The 19,696-nt window shown below is 69.6% G+C and carries 19 protein-coding genes and 1 riboswitch; of the genes, 8 read left to right on the top strand and 11 right to left on the bottom strand.

The window, feature by feature from the left end; genetic code table 11:
• Positions 1-84 precede the first annotated feature (84 nt).
• Positions 85-672, top strand: a complete 588-nt coding sequence (locus tag ACOCEP_RS21205) for a class I SAM-dependent methyltransferase (protein WP_482330723.1) — start codon at positions 85-87, stop codon at positions 670-672.
• Here ACOCEP_RS21205 and ACOCEP_RS21200 read toward each other — a convergent pair.
• On the bottom strand, positions 669-1,043 hold the full coding sequence (locus tag ACOCEP_RS21200; protein ID WP_016332406.1) for a VOC family protein: 375 nt from the start codon (positions 1,041-1,043) through the stop codon (positions 669-671). The genes ACOCEP_RS21205 and ACOCEP_RS21200 overlap by 4 nt on opposite strands.
• A 23-nt stretch (positions 1,044-1,066) precedes the next feature.
• On the bottom strand, positions 1,067-1,945 hold the full coding sequence (locus ACOCEP_RS21195; RefSeq protein WP_482330722.1) for an EamA family transporter: 879 nt from the start codon (positions 1,943-1,945) through the stop codon (positions 1,067-1,069).
• A gap of 358 nt (positions 1,946-2,303) precedes the next feature.
• Here ACOCEP_RS21195 and rpsT point away from each other — a divergent pair, with 358 nt between their 5' ends.
• Positions 2,304-2,564 carry a 30S ribosomal protein S20 gene (gene rpsT / locus ACOCEP_RS21190; protein ID WP_005158599.1) on the top strand — a complete coding sequence of 87 codons (261 nt, stop codon included), beginning with the start codon at positions 2,304-2,306 and terminating at the stop codon, positions 2,562-2,564.
• A 53-nt stretch (positions 2,565-2,617) separates the two neighbouring features.
• Here the strand turns inward: rpsT and holA are convergent, their stop codons facing one another.
• Positions 2,618-3,601: a DNA polymerase III subunit delta gene (gene holA, locus ACOCEP_RS21185; protein ID WP_482330721.1), complete on the bottom strand. Its 984-nt coding sequence runs from the start codon at positions 3,599-3,601 to the stop codon at positions 2,618-2,620.
• Positions 3,602-3,736: 135 nt separating this feature from the next.
• Positions 3,737-3,869, top strand: a riboswitch (SAM riboswitch).
• A gap of 13 nt (positions 3,870-3,882) precedes the next feature.
• Between holA and thrC the strand changes: the two genes are divergently transcribed.
• Positions 3,883-5,148: a threonine synthase gene (gene thrC / locus ACOCEP_RS21180; RefSeq protein ID WP_005158594.1), complete on the top strand. Its 1,266-nt coding sequence runs from the start codon at positions 3,883-3,885 to the stop codon at positions 5,146-5,148.
• A gap of 18 nt (positions 5,149-5,166) precedes the next feature.
• Here the strand turns inward: thrC and ACOCEP_RS21175 are convergent, their stop codons facing one another.
• The 7 genes from ACOCEP_RS21175 to nadD all read right to left on the bottom strand — a co-directional run bounded on the left by ACOCEP_RS21175 (position 5,167) and on the right by nadD (position 11,691).
• Positions 5,167-7,572: a ComEC/Rec2 family competence protein gene (locus ACOCEP_RS21175; RefSeq protein WP_482330720.1), complete on the bottom strand. Its 2,406-nt coding sequence runs from the start codon at positions 7,570-7,572 to the stop codon at positions 5,167-5,169.
• A complete protein-coding gene (locus tag ACOCEP_RS21170; RefSeq protein ID WP_482330719.1) occupies positions 7,569-8,291 on the bottom strand; it encodes a ComEA family DNA-binding protein in 723 nt (240 codons plus the stop codon). The genes ACOCEP_RS21175 and ACOCEP_RS21170 overlap by 4 nt, the downstream gene beginning before the upstream one ends.
• 144 nt (positions 8,292-8,435) lie before the next feature.
• Positions 8,436-9,281, bottom strand: coding sequence for a DegV family protein (locus ACOCEP_RS21165; protein WP_482330718.1), 846 nt, complete (start codon positions 9,279-9,281; stop codon positions 8,436-8,438).
• Between the two features lie 10 nt (positions 9,282-9,291).
• Positions 9,292-10,017: a diglucosylglycerate octanoyltransferase gene (octT, locus tag ACOCEP_RS21160; RefSeq protein WP_482330717.1), complete on the bottom strand. Its 726-nt coding sequence runs from the start codon at positions 10,015-10,017 to the stop codon at positions 9,292-9,294.
• A 3-nt stretch (positions 10,018-10,020) separates the two neighbouring features.
• Entirely contained in the window at positions 10,021-10,635 is a 615-nt protein-coding gene (locus tag ACOCEP_RS21155) for a histidine phosphatase family protein (protein WP_482330716.1), read from the bottom strand.
• The gene (gene rsfS, locus ACOCEP_RS21150) at positions 10,632-11,036 is read right to left on the bottom strand and encodes a ribosome silencing factor (protein ID WP_016332398.1); all 405 of its coding nucleotides are present in this window, start codon (positions 11,034-11,036) and stop codon (positions 10,632-10,634) included. The genes ACOCEP_RS21155 and rsfS overlap by 4 nt, the downstream gene beginning before the upstream one ends.
• A gap of 55 nt (positions 11,037-11,091) precedes the next feature.
• Positions 11,092-11,691: a nicotinate-nucleotide adenylyltransferase gene (gene nadD, locus ACOCEP_RS21145; RefSeq protein ID WP_465416378.1), complete on the bottom strand. Its 600-nt coding sequence runs from the start codon at positions 11,689-11,691 to the stop codon at positions 11,092-11,094.
• A gap of 161 nt (positions 11,692-11,852) precedes the next feature.
• Between nadD and ACOCEP_RS21140 the strand changes: the two genes are divergently transcribed.
• The 3 genes from ACOCEP_RS21140 to argS all read left to right on the top strand — a co-directional run bounded on the left by ACOCEP_RS21140 (position 11,853) and on the right by argS (position 17,132).
• Positions 11,853-13,958, top strand: coding sequence for a RecQ family ATP-dependent DNA helicase (locus ACOCEP_RS21140; protein ID WP_482330714.1), 2,106 nt, complete (start codon positions 11,853-11,855; stop codon positions 13,956-13,958).
• Between the two features lie 91 nt (positions 13,959-14,049).
• On the top strand, positions 14,050-15,336 hold the full coding sequence (locus ACOCEP_RS21135; RefSeq protein ID WP_482330713.1) for an MFS transporter: 1,287 nt from the start codon (positions 14,050-14,052) through the stop codon (positions 15,334-15,336).
• 71 nt (positions 15,337-15,407) lie between these two features.
• Positions 15,408-17,132 (top strand): arginine--tRNA ligase, encoded by a 1,725-nt coding sequence (argS, locus tag ACOCEP_RS21130; RefSeq protein WP_482339518.1) that lies wholly within the window; start codon positions 15,408-15,410, stop codon positions 17,130-17,132.
• Here the strand turns inward: argS and ACOCEP_RS21125 are convergent.
• Positions 17,127-18,401, bottom strand: a complete 1,275-nt coding sequence (locus ACOCEP_RS21125; RefSeq protein ID WP_482339516.1) for an FAD-dependent oxidoreductase — start codon at positions 18,399-18,401, stop codon at positions 17,127-17,129. The two genes, argS and ACOCEP_RS21125, sit on opposite strands and share 6 nt — an antisense overlap.
• Positions 18,402-18,492: 91 nt before the next feature.
• On the opposite strand from ACOCEP_RS21125, the gene ACOCEP_RS21120 reads away from it, so the two are divergent.
• Both ACOCEP_RS21120 and ACOCEP_RS21115 read left to right on the top strand, forming a co-directional pair.
• The gene (locus ACOCEP_RS21120) at positions 18,493-19,128 is read left to right on the top strand and encodes a TetR/AcrR family transcriptional regulator (RefSeq protein ID WP_482339514.1); all 636 of its coding nucleotides are present in this window, start codon (positions 18,493-18,495) and stop codon (positions 19,126-19,128) included.
• A 76-nt stretch (positions 19,129-19,204) separates the two neighbouring features.
• A complete protein-coding gene (locus tag ACOCEP_RS21115) occupies positions 19,205-19,696 on the top strand; it encodes a SigE family RNA polymerase sigma factor (protein WP_482339512.1) in 492 nt (163 codons plus the stop codon).

The raw sequence follows: 19,696 nt of genomic DNA, 5'->3' as shown, positions 1-19,696 counted from the left end.
CACCTCTATGGTCCCATGCCGCTCCGGGTGCGAGTGGGGGTCATCCCCGATGCGGCCCGTGATGAGCTGTGGTGCCCTCGAAGTATGAGCACTTCACTGTCCCAGATACTCGACCGAACGTTCGGCCGTCCACGGGGATTGCTCGGCCGGTTCGGTGGCCGGGCGATGGCGCACGGCAACGCCGCCACCGAACTTCGCGTCGTCGAGCTGGCGTCGATCGGGTCCGGCGAAACCGCCCTGGTCGTGGGCCCGGGACCGGGCGTCGGCCTGGAAGCCACGGCCGAACGCGCGGGCCGCGCGATCGGCGTCGACCCCTCCCCCGAGATGCTCGCCCGCTCGCGCCGCCGCTGCGGCGACGAGGTGGAGCTACGGCACGGCACCGCGGACTCCACAGGCCAGCCGGACGAGAGCGTCGACGTGGTCTTGAGCGTCAACAACGTGCAGCTGTGGGAGGACCGCGCGGCCGGGTTCGCCGAGCTGTTCCGCGTGTTGCGGCCCGGCGGGCGGCTGCTGCTGTCGTCGCACGAGAAGTGGCTGCCCGTGTCCCGGCATGAACTGGCCGCCGAAGTGGCCGCCGCCGGCTTCACCGACCTGCAGACCTGGACCTGGGAGCCGCCGGGTTTCGGCGCCTCGCTCGCCGCCCAGCTGCGCGCGATCAAGCCGCCGGTCTAACGCGGGTCAGTGCGCAACGGGTGCTCACGCGGCACCTCGACCAGCACGATCCTGGTGCCGTCCGGGTCGGCGATCCACGCCTCGTCCAGCCCCCAGGGCTCACGCCGCGCCCCGCGAACCGGCTCCAAGCCTTTCCCCGCGAGCTCCTCGAGCGCCGCGGGCAGGTCCCGGACCTGGAGCCACAAGGCGACGTCAGGGGTCGGACCGGTCTCTCCGGTACCGACGATCTCGATCGACCCGTTCCCGGCGAAGAACACCGTCCCGCCGGGGAACTCCTTGTCGATGGCCAGGCCCAGGGTGTCCCGATAGAACGCCGTCGACACGTCGAGGTCCTTCGGGTGGATCAGCACCCTGCTGCTCAGCACGTCCATGGCTCAATCCCTACCGGATGGGTTCAGGCCATCGCAATCGCGGTGATCCCCGCCAGTACCACCACCGACCCGGCCAGCCTGCGGACGGCGTTCGCCTCCCCCAGGACCAGCCAGGCGGCGATACCGCCCAGGACGATGCTCAGCTCCCTGGCCGGTGCGACGAGGCTCACCGGAGCGATCTGGAGCGCGTAGAGCACCAGCAGGTAGGCGACCGGCGAGAGCACGCCGACGACGAGCACCTCACGCTTGTGTTCGCGCCAGAGCCACGAGACCTCGTCGCGGTCCTTCAGCGCGTACGGCGTCATGAGGAGGCTCTGCACGATCGCGCCGGTTCCGAAGTAGACGATCGGCGGGACTCCGAGGCCGGTGACCGAATGCGCGTCCCACAGGGTGTAGGCGGCGATCGTGAGACCGGTCAGCAGTCCGTAGAGCAGGCCCTTGCGGCGGGCGGCACGATCGGCGGAGTTGGCGTGCGCCGGCGCCCGCCCGGATCCGATCACCAGCACCCCGGCGACGACGAGGAACGCTCCCACCAAGCCGAGCACGCCCGGCCGCTCGCCGAGCAACACGACGGCCGCGAGCACCGAGATCAGCGGCCCGGTACCGCGGGCGACGGGGTAGACGACGGAAAGATCGCCGACGGCGTAGCCGCGCTGGAGGACGACCCCGTAGGTGACGTGGAACACCGCCGTGACCACCGCGGCGACCAACCAGGTCCACTGTGGACGTTGCGGCTCCACGACCAGCGAGACGGCCATGACTGGGACGAGCAGGACAGCGGAGAGGCTGTAGTAGGCCCAGACGAACCGGGCTCCGCCACGACGGATCCGCTTGGCCGCGAGATTCCAGCCCGCGTGGATGACGGCGGCGATGACGACGAAGGACAGGGCGGTGGCGTTCACGACGGACCTTTCACGTTTTCCGCGCGCGCGGAAAACACCGGTCCTCCAGGCTTTTGTCCCGTCAGATGAACGGCGGCGCTTCCGGCCCCGCCGATGGTGCCGCTCGGACCTGTCCCGTCTGCCCTGATTGTGTGTTTTCCCGGGCGGGCAGGCGGCGGAACCCTAGGCACTACGCTCCGCACCGTACCTCAAGCGCCCGTCCCGAGGTGGCCGTGAGCCATCCCCGGACGGCTGTTAAGCTTGCCTTTCACCGTCGTGTGGCATTCCGTCATGGAGGAAACCCGCGCGCTCCCCGAGCACGCAGGGCCGGTCACAGCGCGGCGGTGAAACCACCGAGAGATTCAAGAGGAGCGCCCCCGTGGCCAACATCAAGTCGCAGATCAAGCGCATCACCACCAACGAGAAGGCGCGTCAGCGCAACCAGGCGATCCGGTCCTCGGTGAAGACCGCGATCCGCAAGTTCCGCGAAGCCGCCGACGCCGGCGACAAGGCCAAGGCCCTGGAGCTGCAGAAGGACGCGGCCAAGAAGCTGGACAAGGCCGTGACCAAGGGCGTTATCCACGCCAACCAGGCCGCCAACAAGAAGTCCGCGCTGGCGAAGCGCGCGAACTCTCTCTGATCGGCTTTCGAAGGGGCCCCGGCGACGCGAGTCGCCGGGGCCCTTCGCCGTGTTCAGCGGCTTGTGCCGTGGGCGGCGACGACCTCAAGGACGGCACGCTCCAACGCGTACTCCGGGTCGGCCGCGACCCCCTTGACCTCGGCGTTGAGCCGGGCGACCACCCGCATCGCGGTAGCGAGCCCGTCCTGGCCCCAGCCGCGGGCCTGTCCCTGCGCCTTGCGCACCTTCCACGGTGGCATGCCCAGCTCACCCGCCATCTGGTTCGGGTTGCCGCGACCGGCACCGGACACCCGCGCGATCGTCCGGACGGCGTCGGCGAGGGCGTCCGCGACCAGCACGTGCGGTACGCCCAGCTGCATCGCCCAGCGCAACGACTCCAGTGCCGCCGCCTTGTCCCCGGCGACGGCCTTCTCCGCGACGGCGAACCCGTTCACGTCCGCACGGCCCCGGTGATAGCGCCGGACCGCCTGCTCGTCGACCGCGCCGCCGGCGTCCGCGACCAGCTGGGTCGCAGCCGACGACAGTTCACGCAGATCCGAGCCGACCGCGTCGATCAGCGCGAGCACGGCCGCACCGTCGATCTTCCCGCCGACCCGGCGGACCTCGTTGCGGACAAAGGATTCCCGCTCAGCGGGCTTGGTCAGTTTCGGGCACTCGACAATTTCCGCACCGGCCTTCTTCAAGGCGGCGGGGAGCCCTTTCGCGGCTTTGCTGCGGCCGCCTCCGCTGTGCACGACGACGAGCACGATGCCGTCGGCGGGGGCTTTGACGTAGGCCATCACCCCGTCGGCGAGCTCCTGCGAGATGTCGTGCGCGGACTCGAGGACGATCACCCTCCCCTCGGCGAACAGGGAGGGGCTGACCATCTCCGCGAGTGCCGGGACTGTGAGGTCCGACACCCGGATCCGGGTGAGATCCGCCGTCGGATCGGCCGCTTTGGCCGCGTCCGAGGCGCTGCGGACCGCGCGTTCGATCAGCAGCTCTTCCTCACCGAGAACCAGGACCAGCGGCGATGGGGCGGAAGCTTGCGTCGTCACGGTGACGATCCTGCCACTCCTCCTCTCGTGTGCTTTGTCCGGTGATGTGTTGCGGGCACGGTGGCCCCACCTGAGCCTCATGTCGTACGGTGTTGGCGAGGCGACGCGATCACACGCGTGCCGACAATCGAATACCGCTCATCCAGAGGGGCAGAGGGAACGGCCCGACGAAGCCCCGGCAACCGGCGTCAGCCTGTCATTCCGCGATCGCGGGATAGCTGACGAACACGGTGCCAATTCCGGCCCGCCACGGCGGGGCAGATGAGGAAAGGAACCTCGCGATGACCGCAACCCTCGGCACGACCTCCACCACCAAGACCCCGGATCTCGGACCGGCCGTCGAACTGGTGTCGAAGGAAGAGGGCCACCGGCAGCCGCTCGCTCCCGAATTCGTTTCCGCCGAGGACTTCTCGCCGCTCGAAGTCGCCTACGACTTCGGCCGCGTGCGCCGCGAGGACATCGAAGCCGGACCGAAGAACATCTGGCGCTACAAGAAACTCCTTCCCGTTCCCTCGAACGTCGAAGAGATCCCCAACACCGAACCCGGCGCCACCCGGCTCATCCAGGCCGACAGGCTCGCGAAAGCCTTGGGCGTCAAGAAGGTCTGGGTCAAGGACGACACCGGTAACCCCACGCACTCGTTCAAGGACCGCGTGGTCGCCGTCGCTCTGGCGGCCGCGCGCGAATTCGGGTTCGACGTGCTCGCCTGTCCCTCGACCGGCAACCTGGCCAACGCCGTCGCCGCCGCGGCGGCCCGCGCCGGCTGGCGGTCGGTCGTGCTGATCCCGAAGACCCTGGAACGCGCCAAGATCCTCACCACCGCCGTGTACGACGGTGACCTGATCGCGGTCGACGGCAACTACGACGACGTGAACCGGCTCGCCACCCAGCTCGCCGCCGAGCAGGAGAGCTGGGCGTTCGTCAACGTGAACGTCCGGCCCTACTACTCGGAAGGCTCCAAGACGCTGGCCTTCGAGGTCGCCGAACAGCTCGGCTGGCGGCTTCCCTCCCAGATCGTGGTGCCGATCGCCTCCGGTTCCCAGCTCACCAAGGTGGACAAGGGTTTCCGCGAGTTCGGACAGCTCGGACTCGTCGACGAGACGCCGTACAAGGTGTTCGGCGCGCAGGCCACCGGCTGCTCCCCCGTCTCGGCGGCCTTCCGCGCCGGGCACGACGTCGTCCAGCCGGTCAAGCCGGACACGATCGCCCGCTCGCTGGCGATCGGGAACCCGGCCGACGGCCCCTACGTCCTCGACGTGGTCAACCGCACCGGTGGCGCGATCGAAGACGTCACCGACGAGGAGGTCGTCGAGGGCATCCGGCTGCTCGCCCGCACCGAAGGCATCTTCACCGAGACCGCCGGCGGCGTCACCGTCGCGACGGCCAAGAAGCTCATCGAGACGGGCAAGCTCAACCCGGACGAGGAGATCGTCCTGCTGATCACCGGCGACGGCCTCAAGACCCTCGACGCCGTCGAGGACAAGATCGGCCCGAAGGCCACCGTCAGCGCCTCGGCCGACGCGGTCCGCGAGGCTCTGGGCATCTGAGTTACCCGCCGGCCCGCCTCAAGAACGAGGCGGGCCGCGGGGCTCACCCCGGCGTACCAGGGCGAGACCCCGCGCGTCGGCGATGACGGCGGTGTCGCCGTCGGTGTCCGTCCTGGCGACCGCCGCGCCGACGGCCACCAGATTGTCCAAAGTGGACTTGTTCGGATGTCCGTAGTTGTTTCCGGCGCCGACGCTCACCAACGCCGCCCGCGGCGCGACGGCGTTGAGGAAGTCCGGTGCCGTGTAACGGCTTCCGTGGTGCGGGACCTTCAGAATCTCGGCACGCAGTTCGGCGCCCTCGGCCATCAGGTCGGTCTGCGCCGCAAGCTCGATGTCTCCCGTCAGCAGCACCCGGCCCGCCGGGGTCCCGGCACGCAGGACGACGGAACCGTTGTTGATCACCGTGCCGTCCTGTTCACGGACCAACCGGCTGGTGGCATACCGCGGCCCCAGTACGTCCAGTGACAGCCCCGGCCAGTCCAGCCGTTGGCCGATCTCCAGCTCCAGCAAGGGAATCCCGCGGCGCGCGGTCTCGTCCGCGACCTGCTGCCACGCCCAAGCGGGAGCCCGTCCGGGCCCGACGGCGACCGCCCCGACCGACCTGCCCTCGAAGACGGATTCGAGACCGCCGATGTGGTCGGCGTGCAGATGGCTCAGCACGATCAACGGCACCCGGTCGACGCCGAGCCTGCTCAGGCATTCGTCGACCGGCCCCGGTTCCGGCCCGGTGTCGACCAGGATCGCCCGCCCTCGCTCGCCTGTGGCGAGGGCGACGGCATCACCCTGCCCGACGTCGCAGGCGACGGCGCTCCACGACGCCGGCGGCCATGCCGGAGCGAGCACTCGCACCGGCACGAACACGAGCAGCCCGGCCGCCAACGCGACCGCCAGGAGGATCCTGGCGTGCCGCAGCCGGATGGCGACGAGCAGGACGACGAGCGATCCGGCCGCCAGAAGCCCGCCCCACCAGCCATCCGGCCAGTCCAGGACCGCTCCCGGCGCGCGGGCGCCGTGGCGGGCCACGGTGATGAGCCAGCTCGCCTCGGGTTCGGTCAGGCGGACCAGCAGTGTTCCGGCCGACGGCCACCACGGGCCGATCACGGTGGCGAGCACGCCGAACACGGTGGCCGGGGCGACCACCGGCGCGGCGAGCACGTTGGTCACCACCGAGACGAGGCTGACCGATCCCGCCATGCCCGCGATGACCGGCGTCGTCACCACGAACGCGGCCAGCGGGATGGTCAGCCCCTCGGCGTAGCCGGCCGGAACACCGCGTCCGACCAGCCATTCCGCCCACCTCGGCGCCAGCAGTACCAGACCGGCCGTGGCCAGCACCGAGAGCGCGAACCCGAAGTCGGCGGCCATCGCCGGGTCGGCCACGACGAGCCCGGCCACCGCGAACGCCAGCGCGGGCAGCGCCGAACCCCGGCGCCCCAGTGCCAGCGCCAGCAGCCCGACCGCCCCCATCACTCCGGCGCGGAGCACGCTGGGCGCGGGCCCGGCGAGGACCACGAACCCGGCGAGCCCCGCGGCGGCCGCGGCGGCGGAGGTCCGCGGCCCGACCCGGAGCAGCCTCAACAGGAGAAGGATCGAGCCGCAGACGATCGCCACGTTCCCACCGCTCACGGCCATCAGGTGGGACATGCCGGAGTCCGTGAACTCGCGTTCGACCCTCGGGGAAAGTGTGCTCGTATCCCCCACGACCAGTCCGGGCACGAGACCGGCCTGCTCTTCCGGGAGTACGGCGCACAGCGTTCGGAGCCCGGTGCGCAGCGATTCCGCGGCTCGTTGCCACCAAGGCGCCGGCCCGAGGGCCGACGGCGGGCCTCGCACCGAGAGGACCGCGACCGTCAACTCGGCCCCTTTCGACGGCGCGAGCCGCCCCGAGGTGGTGACCTGCTGCCCGGGCAGCAGGCCGGTCCACCCCTCGGCGGGAGCGAGCAGGAGGATCCGGCCGGCTGAATCCACCGCTCGCTCATCCGCCACCGCGGTGTCCACCGTCGCGGCGATGACCACCAGGCGGGTGCCCGCCCGGCGATCGGCGTATCCGGCACCGCGGACCGGACGTGGCCGCTCGGTGATCACCACCCTCGCGGTGGCGTCACTCCCCCGTGCGGCGGCGGCACGGAGGTCGTCGTGTTCGGCGGCCCGGATCCGCAGTGCCACCGGACCGGCGGTGAGCACGCCGAGGACCGCCAGGGCTCCCAGGCCCGCCACCCACCGGGACGCCGTCCGGCGGGCGCGGACACCGGCGGCGATCGCGAGCCCCACGGCGGCCGCACCGCAGAGCATCGTGATCCACCAGCCGCCCAACAGCCCGGAAAGTGTGCCGAGCCAGGCAGTCGCCGCGGCCGGTATCAGCCGCAGGTCCTGCCCTCGCCACGACGCGGTGTCCACTTCGGACGGATCGGCGGACGGGTTCATCCGACGGACACCACTTCCCGGAGTTTTCGATACTTACTTTCGCCGATCCCTTCTACGTCACGGAGTTGCTCGACGGTGGTGAACCCGCCGTGCCCGGACCGCCAGTCGACGATGCGTTTCGCCATCACTTCGCCGACCCCGGGCAGGGTGTCGAGTTGCTCGGCCGTGGCCGAGTTCAGGTCGAGCTTCCCCTGCGGTGCCGCCGTTCCCGCCGCGGCGGGAACGGCGACGCCCACGGCCACCTGCTCACCATCGGTGAGCTTCCGGGCCAGATTCACTCCGGTCAGATCCGTTCCGGGCTGTGCCCCACCGGCCGCCGTGAGGGCATCGGCGACCCGTGCGCCCGGAGGAACCGTGACCAGGCCGGGTTTGAGGACCCGGCCGACGACGCTGATCACCAGAGGCGCCTTTCCCGCCGCGGCGGGGACGTCTCCGGCGGCCTTCGCCGACGGCAGGGGCGGCGGGGTCTCCGCCTCCGGCCGGTGTCCGAACAAGGCGATCGCGCCGATCACGATCACGGCCACCGCGATCAGCACGGCCGCCACGGCGAACCACCGCCGGTTCACCGGGATCCCGTCCGCCGTGAACCGGGCGGGCACCCAGCGGCGGGCGAGCCTGCCCGCGGGCGGGCCCTGGGTTGGCGACGACAGCTGCGCTGCCAGCCACGCCAGCCTGGCGTTGACGGAGGGTCCCGATGGACGGGCGGTTTGGTCGAACACGTGAACGACGCTACGGAGCGGGAGCGGTGAGCGGCAGTGGTGAATCCCGAGGCTGTGGACAAGTGGGGTGTTGTGGACAACCCGGCCGCGAGCGAGGCCTGCGCGCCGGTTTCCGTCGGGGCCGTGTGGGAGGCTTACCGGTTTCTAACCGGCTCGCTGGATCACGACGCCGAGCACACCGGGGCCGGTGTGGGCGCCGATGACGGCGCCGATCTCCGAGACCACGCACCCGTCCGGGCAGTCGATGGATTCCTCGAGCCGGTTGGCCAGTTCGACGGCGCGCTCCGGGGATGCCAGATGGTGCACGGCGACGTCGGCGAGCCCGCCTTCGGCCGCTTTCACCGCGAGTTCGACCAGCCGCGCCACCGCGCGATTCATCGTCCGCACCTTTTCCAACGGCTGGATCCGGCCTTCGGACATGTGGAGCACCGGTTTCACCGCGAGCGCCGTGCCGAGCAGGGCGGCCGCCGGGCCGATCCGCCCGCCGCGGCGCAGGTATTCGAGGGTTTCGACGGCGAACAGAGTCTCCGAGCGGCTCACGGCGTCGACCGCGGCGGCCTCCACCTCGGCGGGCTCCGCCCCGTCCGCGGCGGCACTCGCCGCGCGCAGGGCGGCGAAGCCGAGTCCCATCGCGGTGCTGCGCGAATCGACCACGCGTACCTTGTCCGGCCCGACCTCCTGCGCCGCGAGCACCGCGGCCTCCCAGGTGCCGGACAACTCCCGGGACAGATGCACCGACACCACGGCGTCCGCGCCCTCGGCCAGCGCGGCCCGGAACTCCTTGACGAATTCGGCGGGTGTCGGCCGGGACGTCGTCACCAGGCTGCGTTTGCCGAGCGCCTCGGCCAGGGCGGCGGGACCCATTTCCAGTCCGTCGAGGAAAACGACGCCGTCCACGAGGACGTGCAGCGGGACCACCCGGATCCCGTTCCGTTCGGCGAAGCCTTCCGGCAGGTGGGCGGTGGAATCCGTGACTACGGCGACCGACACGGCAGTCAGCCTACGTTGCCGCGGGGCGGAGCACCGGGGCCATCAGGCCGGCCATTTCCGCGCCGACGGCGGCATGTCCCTCCCACCCCCAGTGCATTCCGTCCGGATTGCCGCGCCCGCTCAGCACGTGGTCGCCGACGACGGCTTCGAGATCCAGCAACGGGACGTCCGCGCGACGGCCCCAGTCGGCGAGGGCGGCGGCGGCACCGGCACGGGCGGTGTGGACGCGCCCGTACGAGTCGGATCGATGCACGGACGGCAGCATGCCGAAGATCGGCAGCTCCGGTCGCAGCGTGCGCAGGGCTCCGACCGCGGTGTCGAGGTACTGAACGGTGAGCTTCGACGGCAAGACCACCGGACGTCCCCGGAGGGCGATCGCGAGCCGCGGCTGGGCGGCCAGATACGCCTTGCGCACCACGCGTCGCAACGGGTCGGGCCGCAGATAGCGGAGACCGGTGCGCAAGTAGGTGGGCAGCGGCGAGGGCAGGGTGTCCATGCTCCCGATGGCCAGCACGACGGCATCGACGTGATGGAGATCGGCCCAGACCCGCGGATCACCGATCAACGACCACCAGGCGTCACGGGCGGTCCAGCCGAACCCGGCGACGAGGTCCGCGGTGCCGCCGAGCGCTTCGGCGGCGACGTTGGGCCACAGCCGCGCGTCGTCGGCGGCGTGCGGGCCGTCCGGGCCGTGGAAGCTGAGGGAATCGCCGAACACCAGCAGGCGCGGGGCCATGGCTCAGCCGGTGATGCCCGCGTTGTAGGCGGCCAGCCGCCAGTTGTCGTCACGCCGGGTCAGTTCGACCCAGTGACAGTTCGCGATCCCGCCCAGCGAAGGCCAGGACGGGACCGGCAGGCCGAGCAGTTTCGCGGTCAGCGCGATGATCAGGCCGCCGTGCGTGGCCAGCAGTACCGCGTCGCCGGCGTCGGAATTGGGCCGGTCCAGGTCCGCGACGACCTCCATCGCGCGTTCGGCGACGTCGACCCGCGACTCGCCGCCGGGCGGCGCCCAGGTCGCGTCGATCCGCCAGCGGGCCCGTTCCCCCGGGTACGCCTCGTCGACCTGCTGGCCGGTGAAGCCCTGCCATTCACCCAGGTGGGTTTCCCGGAGGCGCTTGTCGATCCGCAGCGGGACGCCGATGGCCTCAGTGAGCACGGTGGCCGTGTCGGTGGCGCGGCGCAGATCCGAGGCGATCACCAGATCCGGCGAGAACCGGGCGAGCGCGGGGACGGCGAACCTGGCCTGGTTCCAGCCGACCGGTGTCAACGCGGAGTCCAGATGCCCCTGCATCCGGCCCGCCGCGTTGTAGTCGGTCTCGCCGTGGCGCCAGAGCACCAGCCGCCGCGGGCTCACGAGGCGCCTTGCGCGTCGGCGGGGTCCTCCTCGGCGGGTGTCTCCAGACCGGCGACCTCGATCCGCGGGCAGTCCTTCCAGAGCCGCTCGAGACCGTAGAAGGAGCGTTCCTCCTGGTGCTGGACGTGGATGACGACGTCGACGTAGTCCAGCAGGACCCAGCGGCCCTCGCGGGCGCCTTCACGGCGGACGGGCTTGTGCCCGCCGAGCCGGAGCTGCTCCTCGACGTTGTCGACGATGGCGCCGACCTGGCGTTCGTTGGGCGCGGACGCGATGACGAAGGCGTCGGTGATGACCAGCTGGTCGGACACGTCCAGCACGACCACGTCGCTCGCCTTCTTGTCCGCCGCCGCATGGGCGGCCGCTACGGCCAGCTCTCGTGCCTCGGACGTGGCTGTCACAGTTCTCCTCAAACAGATGGCTTTACTCGCGGGTGCGCCCGACGAGGGTACCCGGTCACGAACCCCGGTCTTTCCGATAGAGGTCCTTTTTGGCGATGTAGCGCACCACACCGTCGGGAACGAGGTACCAGACGGGCTCCCCGCCCTCGACGCGCTCGCGGCACGCGGTGGACGAGATCGCCATCGCGGTCACCTCGACCAAGCTCACCTTCCCGCTCGGCAGATGCTGCGAATTGAGGCGGTAGCCGGGCCTGGTGACGCCGATGAAATGGGCCAGGTCGAACAGTTCGTCGGCGTTGCGCCAGGTGAGGATCTGTTCGAGCGCGTCCGCGCCGGTGATGAAGAACAGCTGGTCGTCGGGGTACTCGGCACGCAGGTCGCGCAGGGTGTCCACGGTGTAGGTCTGCCCGACGCGGTCGATGTCGACGCGGCTGACCGAGAACACGGGGTTGGACGCCGTCGCGATGACCGTCATCAGATAGCGGTCCTCGGCACGGGTGACCACCCTGTCGGATTTCTGCCACGGCTGACCGGTGGGCACGAAGATGACCTCGTCGAGCGCGAACCGCGACTGAACCTCACTGGCCGCGACGAGGTGCCCGTGGTGAATGGGGTCGAACGTGCCGCCCATGACCCCGATCCTGCGTGGTGACATGGGTCGTGAGCCTATACAGCGCACGAGGCTCCATGCGCGGGTCGCCGGACCCACCGACAGGTGGTGATCTGGATCACATTACAGTCGGTTCCATGGATGAACGGTCCGTTCACGACTTCCCGGTCGCGACTTCGTCGGTGCCATGGGGTAGAGGTGGGGACGTGGACACATCGACTCTCCGGGATCGCGCCGAGACCCTCCTCCAGTCGTTGGCGGGCGAGGGCGCCCGCCTGCGTGACGACCAGTGGACGGCCATCGAGGCGCTGGTCGCGCACCGCCGTCGCGCGCTCGTCGTGCAACGCACCGGCTGGGGGAAGTCCGCGGTGTACTTCCTGGCCACCGCGTTGCTGCGGGAGCGCGGCAACGGCCCGACGGTGATCATCTCGCCGCTGCTCGCGCTGATGCGCAACCAGATCTCCGCGGCGGCGAGGGCGGGTATCCACGCGGCGACGATGAACTCCGCGAACCCGCAGGAGTGGGATCAGGTCCAGGCCGCGATCGCGGCGGGCGAGGTCGATGTCCTCCTGGTCAGCCCGGAACGGCTCAACAACCCGGACTTCCGCGACACCGTCCTGCCGAAGCTGACCGCGAGCGCCGGCCTGCTCGTGGTCGACGAGGCGCATTGCATCTCGGACTGGGGGCACGACTTCCGGCCGGACTACCGGCGGTTGCGGACGCTGCTGAAGGACCTGCCCGACGGCGTCCCGGTGCTCGCCACCACCGCGACCGCGAACGACCGCGTGGCGACCGACGTCGCCGAGCAGCTCGGCATCGGCAACGGGGGCGACACCCTCGTCCTGCGCGGCAGCCTGGACCGCGAAAGCCTGCACCTCTCGGTGGCCAAGCTGCCCACGTCACAGGCCAGGCTCGCCTGGCTGGCCGAACACCTGGCGGAGTTGCCGGGCTCCGGGATCATCTACACGCTCACCGTCGCCGCCGCGCACGACGTCGCGGGTCTGCTGACCGAACGCGGCTATCCGGTCGCCGCCTACACCGGGAAGACCGACCCGGCGGACCGGCAGGCGGCCGAAGACGACCTGCTGAACAACAACGTCAAGGCGCTGGTGGCCACTTCGGCGCTGGGCATGGGCTTCGACAAGCCGGATCTGGGCTTCGTCGTCCATCTCGGGGCTCCGTCCTCCCCCATCGCGTACTACCAGCAGGTCGGCCGCGCCGGACGTGGCGTCGATCGCGCCGAAGTGATCTTGTTGCCGGGCCACGAGGACAAGGACATCTGGGCGTACTTCGGTTCGCTCGCCTTCCCGGACGAACTGCGGGTGACCCAGGTGCTCAACGCGCTGGCGTACGCCGACCGTCCACTGTCGACACCGGCGCTCGAACCGTTCGTCGAGCTCTCCCGTTCGCGGCTGGAGATGGTCCTGAAGGTGCTGGACGTCGACGGCGCCGTCCGCCGGGTGAAGGGCGGTTGGGAGGGCACCGGCGAAGAGTGGCTCTACGACAAGGAACGCTACGCGCGCGTGAGCGCGGCGCGGACCAACGAACAGAACGCCATGCTGGCGTACCTGGAGACCACCGGCTGCCGGATGGAGTTCCTCCGGAAGCAGCTCGACGATCCCGAAGCCACCCCGTGCGGACGGTGTGACAACTGCACTGGAAAACACTGGGACACCACGATTTCCGACGACGTGGTCGACGCCACCCGGCAACGGCTGCGCCGTCCGGGGGTCGAGGTCGCGCCGCGGAAGATGTGGCCGACCGGGATGGCCGGGCTGGAGGTCCCGCTCTCCGGACGGTTGCCGGCGGGCGAGCAGGCCGAAACCGGTCAGGTCGTCGGGCGGGTGACCGACGTCGGCTGGGGCACGCGGCTGCGCGAGCTCGTCGGTCCGTCCGCGGCGGACACCGAACTCCCCGATCCGGTCTTCCAAGCCTGCATCGAGGTGCTCAAGGGCTGGCAGTGGGCGGAGCGTCCGGTCGCGGTCGTGGAGGTGCCGTCCGCCACCCGCCCGCGTCTGGTCCACAGTCTGGCGACGAAGCTGGCGTCCATCGGACGGCTGGACTACCTGGGCGCCATGACTTCGACGGGGCCGCCCCCGCGTCAGGCGAACAGCGCGCAGCGGCTGGCCGACCTGTGGAATCGCCTCAGCCTTTCCGGGGGGCTCGCCGCCGAAGTCGCCTCGGCAGCGGGCCCGATCCTGTTGGTCGACGACCTGATCGACACAGGATGGACGATGACCCTGTCCGCGCGCTTGCTCCGCCAGGCCGGGGCTCGCGCCGTACTGCCGTTCGCTCTCGCGAGCACCTCGTAACCGGGGATCCCGATCCCGACATTCGACAGGTTCTTTCCCGCGCGGGAACTTTCTGGCAAGGTTCCGTCCACGCGCGAGTACGGAGGTGCCGATGGCGGACGCAACGACGGAGCGGCTGGGGCATCGGCTCCCGGTGAAGAAGTTGTTCGCCGCCAGTGTCGGGAATGCGCTGGAATGGTTCGACTGGACCATCTACGCGACCTTCAGCATCTACTTCGCCAGTGAGTTCTTCCCGAAGGGCAACGAAGCCCTGGCGTTGATCAACACCTTCGCGACGTACGCGCTGGCGTTCTTCTTCCGGCCGCTCGGCGGGATGCTGCTCGGACGCTTCGCCGACATCAAGGGCCGTAAGCCCGCGATGATCCTGACCATCGTGCTGATGGCGGGCGGTTCGGTGGCCATCGGCCTCCTGCCGACATTCGACCAGGTCGGCTGGCTGGCCCCGATCCTGTTGCTGCTGGCGAGGGTGGCGCAAGGACTGTCGCTCGGCGGCGAGGTCTCCAACGCTTCGGCGTACCTCGGCGAGATCGCGCCGCCCGCCCGCCGCGGGCGGTACTCCGCCTTCTTCTACATCTCGACCGGTTCCGCCGTCCTGCTCGCCTCGATCCTCGGATTCGTGCTCGCGCGGACGATGTCCAAGGCGGATCTGACCGCGTACGGCTGGCGTATCCCGTTCCTGCTGGGCGGTGTCCTCGGCATCGTCGGCCTGTGGCTGCGGCGCAGCCTCGCCGAGACCGAGATCTTCGAGGAGAAGAAGTCGACCGCGCGCCGGGTCGAGCGTCCGCTGCGCACCACCCTCCGCGAGCACCCGCGAGCGGTCGTACAGCTCGTGGGTTTCTCGATGCTGTCGACCCTTTGCTATTACACGTTCTTCAGCGCGCTGACCTCGTTCGCGGTCAAGACCCGCAAGGCCGACGACGTCGACGTGTTCCTCGCGTTGTCGATCGCGACGGCGTTGTTCGTCGCGCTTCAGTATCCGATGGGCGTCCTGTCGGATCGCTTCGGCCGCAAGCCACAGCTGCTCGTCTGGGCGGCGGCGACCGCGATCCTCATCGTCCCGCTGTCCACTTTGGTCCGTCCGGGGCTGCCTGGTCTGCTGGTCGTGTTCTGCGTCGGGCTCTGCCTGTACACGGCGATGACGTCGATCGCGCCCGCGATCATGAGCGAGCTGTTCCCCACGGAACTGCGCGGCCTGGGCATCGGCGCCTGGTACAACCTGACCGTCGCGTTGTTCGGCGGGACGGCTCCGCTGGTGCTCACGGCGCTGTCCGACGCCGGGTTGTCGACGCTGTTCTTCTGGTACGTGGCCGCCGGCGCGGTGATCGCGTTCTTCGTCATCCGCACCTTGCCGGAGACCAAGGGCAGCGACCTGCGCTGAAACTCCGTCGCCGACGACGTGGGTAGGTGGCTACTCTCGCGCTCCTACGACGAGCGCGAAGGAGGGACACCGTGTTGTTCGGCGATGTAAGCGAGGAATTGGCGCGACGCGTGGTGAAGGCTCTTCGCCACGTCACCGACTTCGAACCTCCGTCCGCCCTGGTGCGGGTTTCCGCGCAGAGCGGCGTCGACTATCAGTGCGATCTCGCGATGAGCTTGGGCAAACGGCTCGGCAAGCCGCCGAGGCAGATCGCCGCCGACATCGCGGCCCGGCTCGACGTCGCCGATATCGCCGAACCGCCGGAGGTCGCGGGGCCAGGCTTCCTCAACTTCACCCTGCGCTCGTCCTGGCTCGCGGAGCGGACGACCGCACTCAACGGTGACCCGCGGCTGGGTGTCGCGGCCGCGCCTCAGCCTCGGCGGATCGCCGTCGACTACAGCAGTCCGAACGTAGCGAAGGAAATGCACGTCGGGCACTTGCGGTCGACCGTCATCGGCGACGCGATCGTCCGACTCTCACGGTTCGCCGGGCACGAGGTCGTCCCGCACAACCATCTCGGTGATTGGGGGACTCCGTTCGGCATGCTGATCGAGCATCTGCTCGACGAACGCCCGTCCGGCCCATACGCGATCGGGGACCTCAACGGCTTCTATCGGGCCGCCCGGTCGAAGTTCGACACCGACGAAGGCTTCGCGACCCGCTCGCGCGAGCGGGTGGTGCTCCTGCAAAGCGGCGACGAAGAGACACTGTCGCTGTGGCGGCGTCTAGTCGACGAGTCGACACGGCATTTCATCCAGGTCTACGCACTGCTCGGGATCGGCCTGGCGAGCGAGGACGTCTACGGCGAGAGCTTCTACAACCCGTTTCTCGCGGCGGTCGTGGACGACCTGGGCACCGCCGGACTGACCGAGATCAGCGACGGCGCCGTCTGTGTCTTTCCCGACGGTTTCCGCAACCGGGACGGCGATCCGTTGCCGCTCATCGTGCGGAAGCGGGACGGCGGCTACGGCTACGCGGCCACCGATCTCGCGACCCTGCGATACTGGACGGAACAACGCGGCGTCACCGATCTGCTCTACGTCGTCGGCACGCCGCAAGCGCAGCATTTCGCGATGGTGTTCGCCGTGTGCCGGGCGGCCGGCTGGCTCCGTGAGGAGCATCGGGCCGAGCACATCGGGTTCGGCTCGGTGCTCGGCGAGGACGGCCGCGCCATGAAAACCAGGGCGGGTGAGTCGGTCCGGCTCTCCGACCTGCTCACCGAGGCGATCTCACACGCCGCCGAAGTGATCGACGACCGGGCCGACCTCTCCCCCGAAATCAGGGAAGAGGTCGCCAAGGCGATCGGGATCGGTGCGATCAAGTACGCCGACCTTTCCGGCGATCGCGAACGTGACTACGTCTTCTCCTGGGACCGGATGCTCGCCAAGAGCGGGAACACGTCGGTCTATCTGCAGTACGCCAACGCGCGGATCCGTTCCGTGCTGGCGAGAGCGGATCAGGACCTCACGGGCGCGCGGGTCCTGCTCGGCCACCCCGCGGAGCGCGCGTTGGCGCTCGCGCTGGCTCGCTTCCCCGAGGCGATCGGCGCGGCGACCGCCGGACATCTCCCCCACAAGCTGTGCACCTATCTGTACGAGACCGCGGTCGTCTTCTCGCGGTTCTACGAACAGTGCCCGGTGCTGGAAGCGGAAGGCCCCGGCGTCCGCGACTCGCGACTGCTGCTGGCCGAACTCACGTCGAAGACACTGACGCTGGGCCTGTCCCTGCTGGGCATCTCCACTCCCGCCCGGCTATGAGTCGCCGTGGTCGCTGAAGACCTTGCGCTTCAGCGGAGGGACCGCCTGGATGAAGCGGAACATCCCCCGTGCCATCGTGCGGCCCGCCCGGTTCTCCGACACGAACTGGCGGGCACTGCGTTCCGAGTCGCGCACCGCCGCGAAGCCGTAGTCACGCATCCGGTGCTCGTAGTCGGCGACCGCGGAGCGCACCGCGCCGGTCTTCCGTGCTTCGACGAGGTTGCGGCACAACAGTCGCGCGTCCCGGAGCGCGGTGTTCGCACCGATGCCACGAAACGGGGTCATGCTGTGGATCGCGTCGCCGATCAACGTGACATTGCTCGTCGGCCATGGCTCCACGGGCTTCGAGGTGAAGATCGGCAGCCGGGACACCGCCTCCCCGGGCGAACCGGCGACCAACTCCTTGAAGGCGGGATCCCAGCCGTCGATCAGGTCCAGCACCAGGGCCCGCAGCTCGACACCGTCCAATAAGGACAGATTGTCCGGGTAGCGCCGGTCGTCCGCCGCGTACGCCCACATGACGTAACTCGAGGTGTTGTCGAACAGGACGGGGTCGTAGTCCACGGTCTCGTCGTTCACCGAAGGGACGCCGGCCAACTCGTGCGGCGCGGTGAACAAGCCCGCCCCGGTACGCGGCATCACCATGCTCGGACCGTCGGTGAGCCGGGCGGGCAACCGCTTGCGGGTCTCTTCGGTCAGCGGATGCTTGCCCGCGATCGCGATGATCCCCGTGTCCACCCGTTCGGCGTCGGGAAGAAACTGTTTGCGCACGCGGGAATTGGCCCCGTCGGCGCCGATGACCAGGTCGGCTTCGACGGTGCTGCCGTCGGCGAACTCGCAAACGACCACCTCGCCTTCACGGCGGTAGCCGACGAACTCCTTGCCGTGGTGCAGAACTCCTTCGAGCCCGTCGGACAGCACCTGGTGCAGGCTGATCCGGCTGACCGAATGATGGTCCGACGCGGGATCAGGGCTCGACGTGAGCTCGGTGTCGATCACCATCAGGTCCCGCAGCCGCTCGGTCACGAAGGAGAACGGGCCGTTCGTGGTGCCGGTGGTGTCCAGGAACCGCTGCCAGAGCTCGGCGGGCAGGCATTCGTGCAGGGCGGCGGAGCCGTGCGGGTTGATGTGCACGCGATAGCCCTGCAGGCGTTCGGTCCGGGTGCGGCTGCGTTCGTGAACGGATACGTCGATTCCCGCCTTGCGCAGCCCTTGCGCCAAGCAGAGACCGCCCGTTCCGCCGCCGATGATCGCGATTCTCGTGGTCATGGGGTTCTCCTCTCTCCGCCGACAACTATCAACCATGTGGATGATAGTGTCAACCATACGTTTGAAAGAGTCAGCGGTTAAGCTGAACCGCATGTCCGAAGCCGCCCCGCGCAGCCCTCGCCGTGCCCCCGTCGAACGCCAGCGCGATCCCGAGCGCACGAAGGCTCAGCTCCTGGAGGCGGCGAAGGCGGAGTTCGGCGCGAAGGGCTACGCCGCGGCACGCGTCAGCGAGATCGCCGCGAAGGCGGGCGTGAACAAGCAGCTGATCTCGTACTACTTCGGCGGCAAGGAAGGGCTGTACAACGCGTTGACCGCGACGATGTACGACGACTACGCCGCGGTCGCCGACCACGAGAAGCCGTTCGCGGAGGTCGTCCGGTTCTTCGCGCGGTCGGGAGTCCGCGACCACGACCTCGCCAAACTGTTCCTCTGGGAGAACCTGACCGATGGCGCCCCCGACGCGATCGGTGTCGAGGGGCAGCGCGAATTCCTCCAGCGGCAGGTGGAGTACGTGCGGGCCCGTCAGGCCGCGGGCGATTTCCCCGCCGACCTCGACCCGGCGTTCCTGCTGGTGATCTTCATGGCCGCGTCCAGTGCCGCGCTGGCGCTGCCTCGGATCGTCCGGGCCGTCTCGGGCCAGGACCCCCAATCGGCCGAGTTCGCGGAGGCCTACGGCGAACAACTGGCACGCCTGGTCGGCCACCTCGCCGATCCGGGGAAGCGGTAGCAAAGGTCCCCTGCTGTCGCTTGAACCTTTCGGGCCTCCTCCGGACTAGAGAGGGCATACGAAGAGGGGGTGGCCGATGGGACAAGCGAGAGACAACGACTTCAGCGAGTACTTCGCGGCCCGTGTACACCGGTTCCGGCGACTGGCGTTCGGTATGTGCGGCGACTGGCACGGCGCCGAGGACCTGGTGCAGGCCACGTTCGTCCAGTTGTACCGGCGCTGGCGGCGCGTCCGGCCGGACACCGTCGACGCCTACGCGCGCCGGATCCTGCTCAACCTCTTCCTCAGCGGGAAACGCAAACACCGCGGGGAGCTGGTGACCTCGGCGCCGCCGGACCGGGCCGCACCGGCGGGCCACGACAGCCACGACCGGATCGATCTCGAGCGGGTGCTCAGCGACCTGACGCAGCGTCAACGCGCGATGGTCGTACTTCGCTTCCTCGAAGACCTCTCGGTCGCCGAAGTCGCTTCGCTGCTCGGCGTCGCCGAAGGCACCGTCAAAAGCCAGACCGCCCGCGGGGTCGAGGCACTGCGCGCCGTACTGGCCGCCCCGACGAGCAAGGAGTAG

This window comes from Amycolatopsis sp. CA-211722, assembly GCF_056828465.1.
The sequence above is the reverse complement of the archived record's forward strand: the minus strand, read 5'-3'. Positions and strand labels throughout refer to the sequence as shown.

Coding starts and splice junctions, on each gene's coding strand:
- ACOCEP_RS21205 (WP_482330723.1), top strand. CDS start 85: ATGAGCACTTCACTGTCCCAGATACTCGACCGAACGTTCGGCCGTCCA.
- ACOCEP_RS21200 (WP_016332406.1), bottom strand. CDS start 1,043: ATGGACGTGCTGAGCAGCAGGGTGCTGATCCACCCGAAGGACCTCGAC.
- thrC (WP_005158594.1), top strand. CDS start 3,883: ATGACCGCAACCCTCGGCACGACCTCCACCACCAAGACCCCGGATCTC.
- ACOCEP_RS21175 (WP_482330720.1), bottom strand. CDS start 7,572: ATGAACCCGTCCGCCGATCCGTCCGAAGTGGACACCGCGTCGTGGCGA.
- octT (WP_482330717.1), bottom strand. CDS start 10,017: ATGGCCCCGCGCCTGCTGGTGTTCGGCGATTCCCTCAGCTTCCACGGC.
- nadD (WP_465416378.1), bottom strand. CDS start 11,691: ATGTCACCACGCAGGATCGGGGTCATGGGCGGCACGTTCGACCCCATT.
- ACOCEP_RS21135 (WP_482330713.1), top strand. CDS start 14,050: ATGGCGGACGCAACGACGGAGCGGCTGGGGCATCGGCTCCCGGTGAAG.
- ACOCEP_RS21125 (WP_482339516.1), bottom strand. CDS start 18,401: ATGACCACGAGAATCGCGATCATCGGCGGCGGAACGGGCGGTCTCTGC.
- ACOCEP_RS21120 (WP_482339514.1), top strand. CDS start 18,493: ATGTCCGAAGCCGCCCCGCGCAGCCCTCGCCGTGCCCCCGTCGAACGC.
- ACOCEP_RS21115 (WP_482339512.1), top strand. CDS start 19,205: ATGGGACAAGCGAGAGACAACGACTTCAGCGAGTACTTCGCGGCCCGT.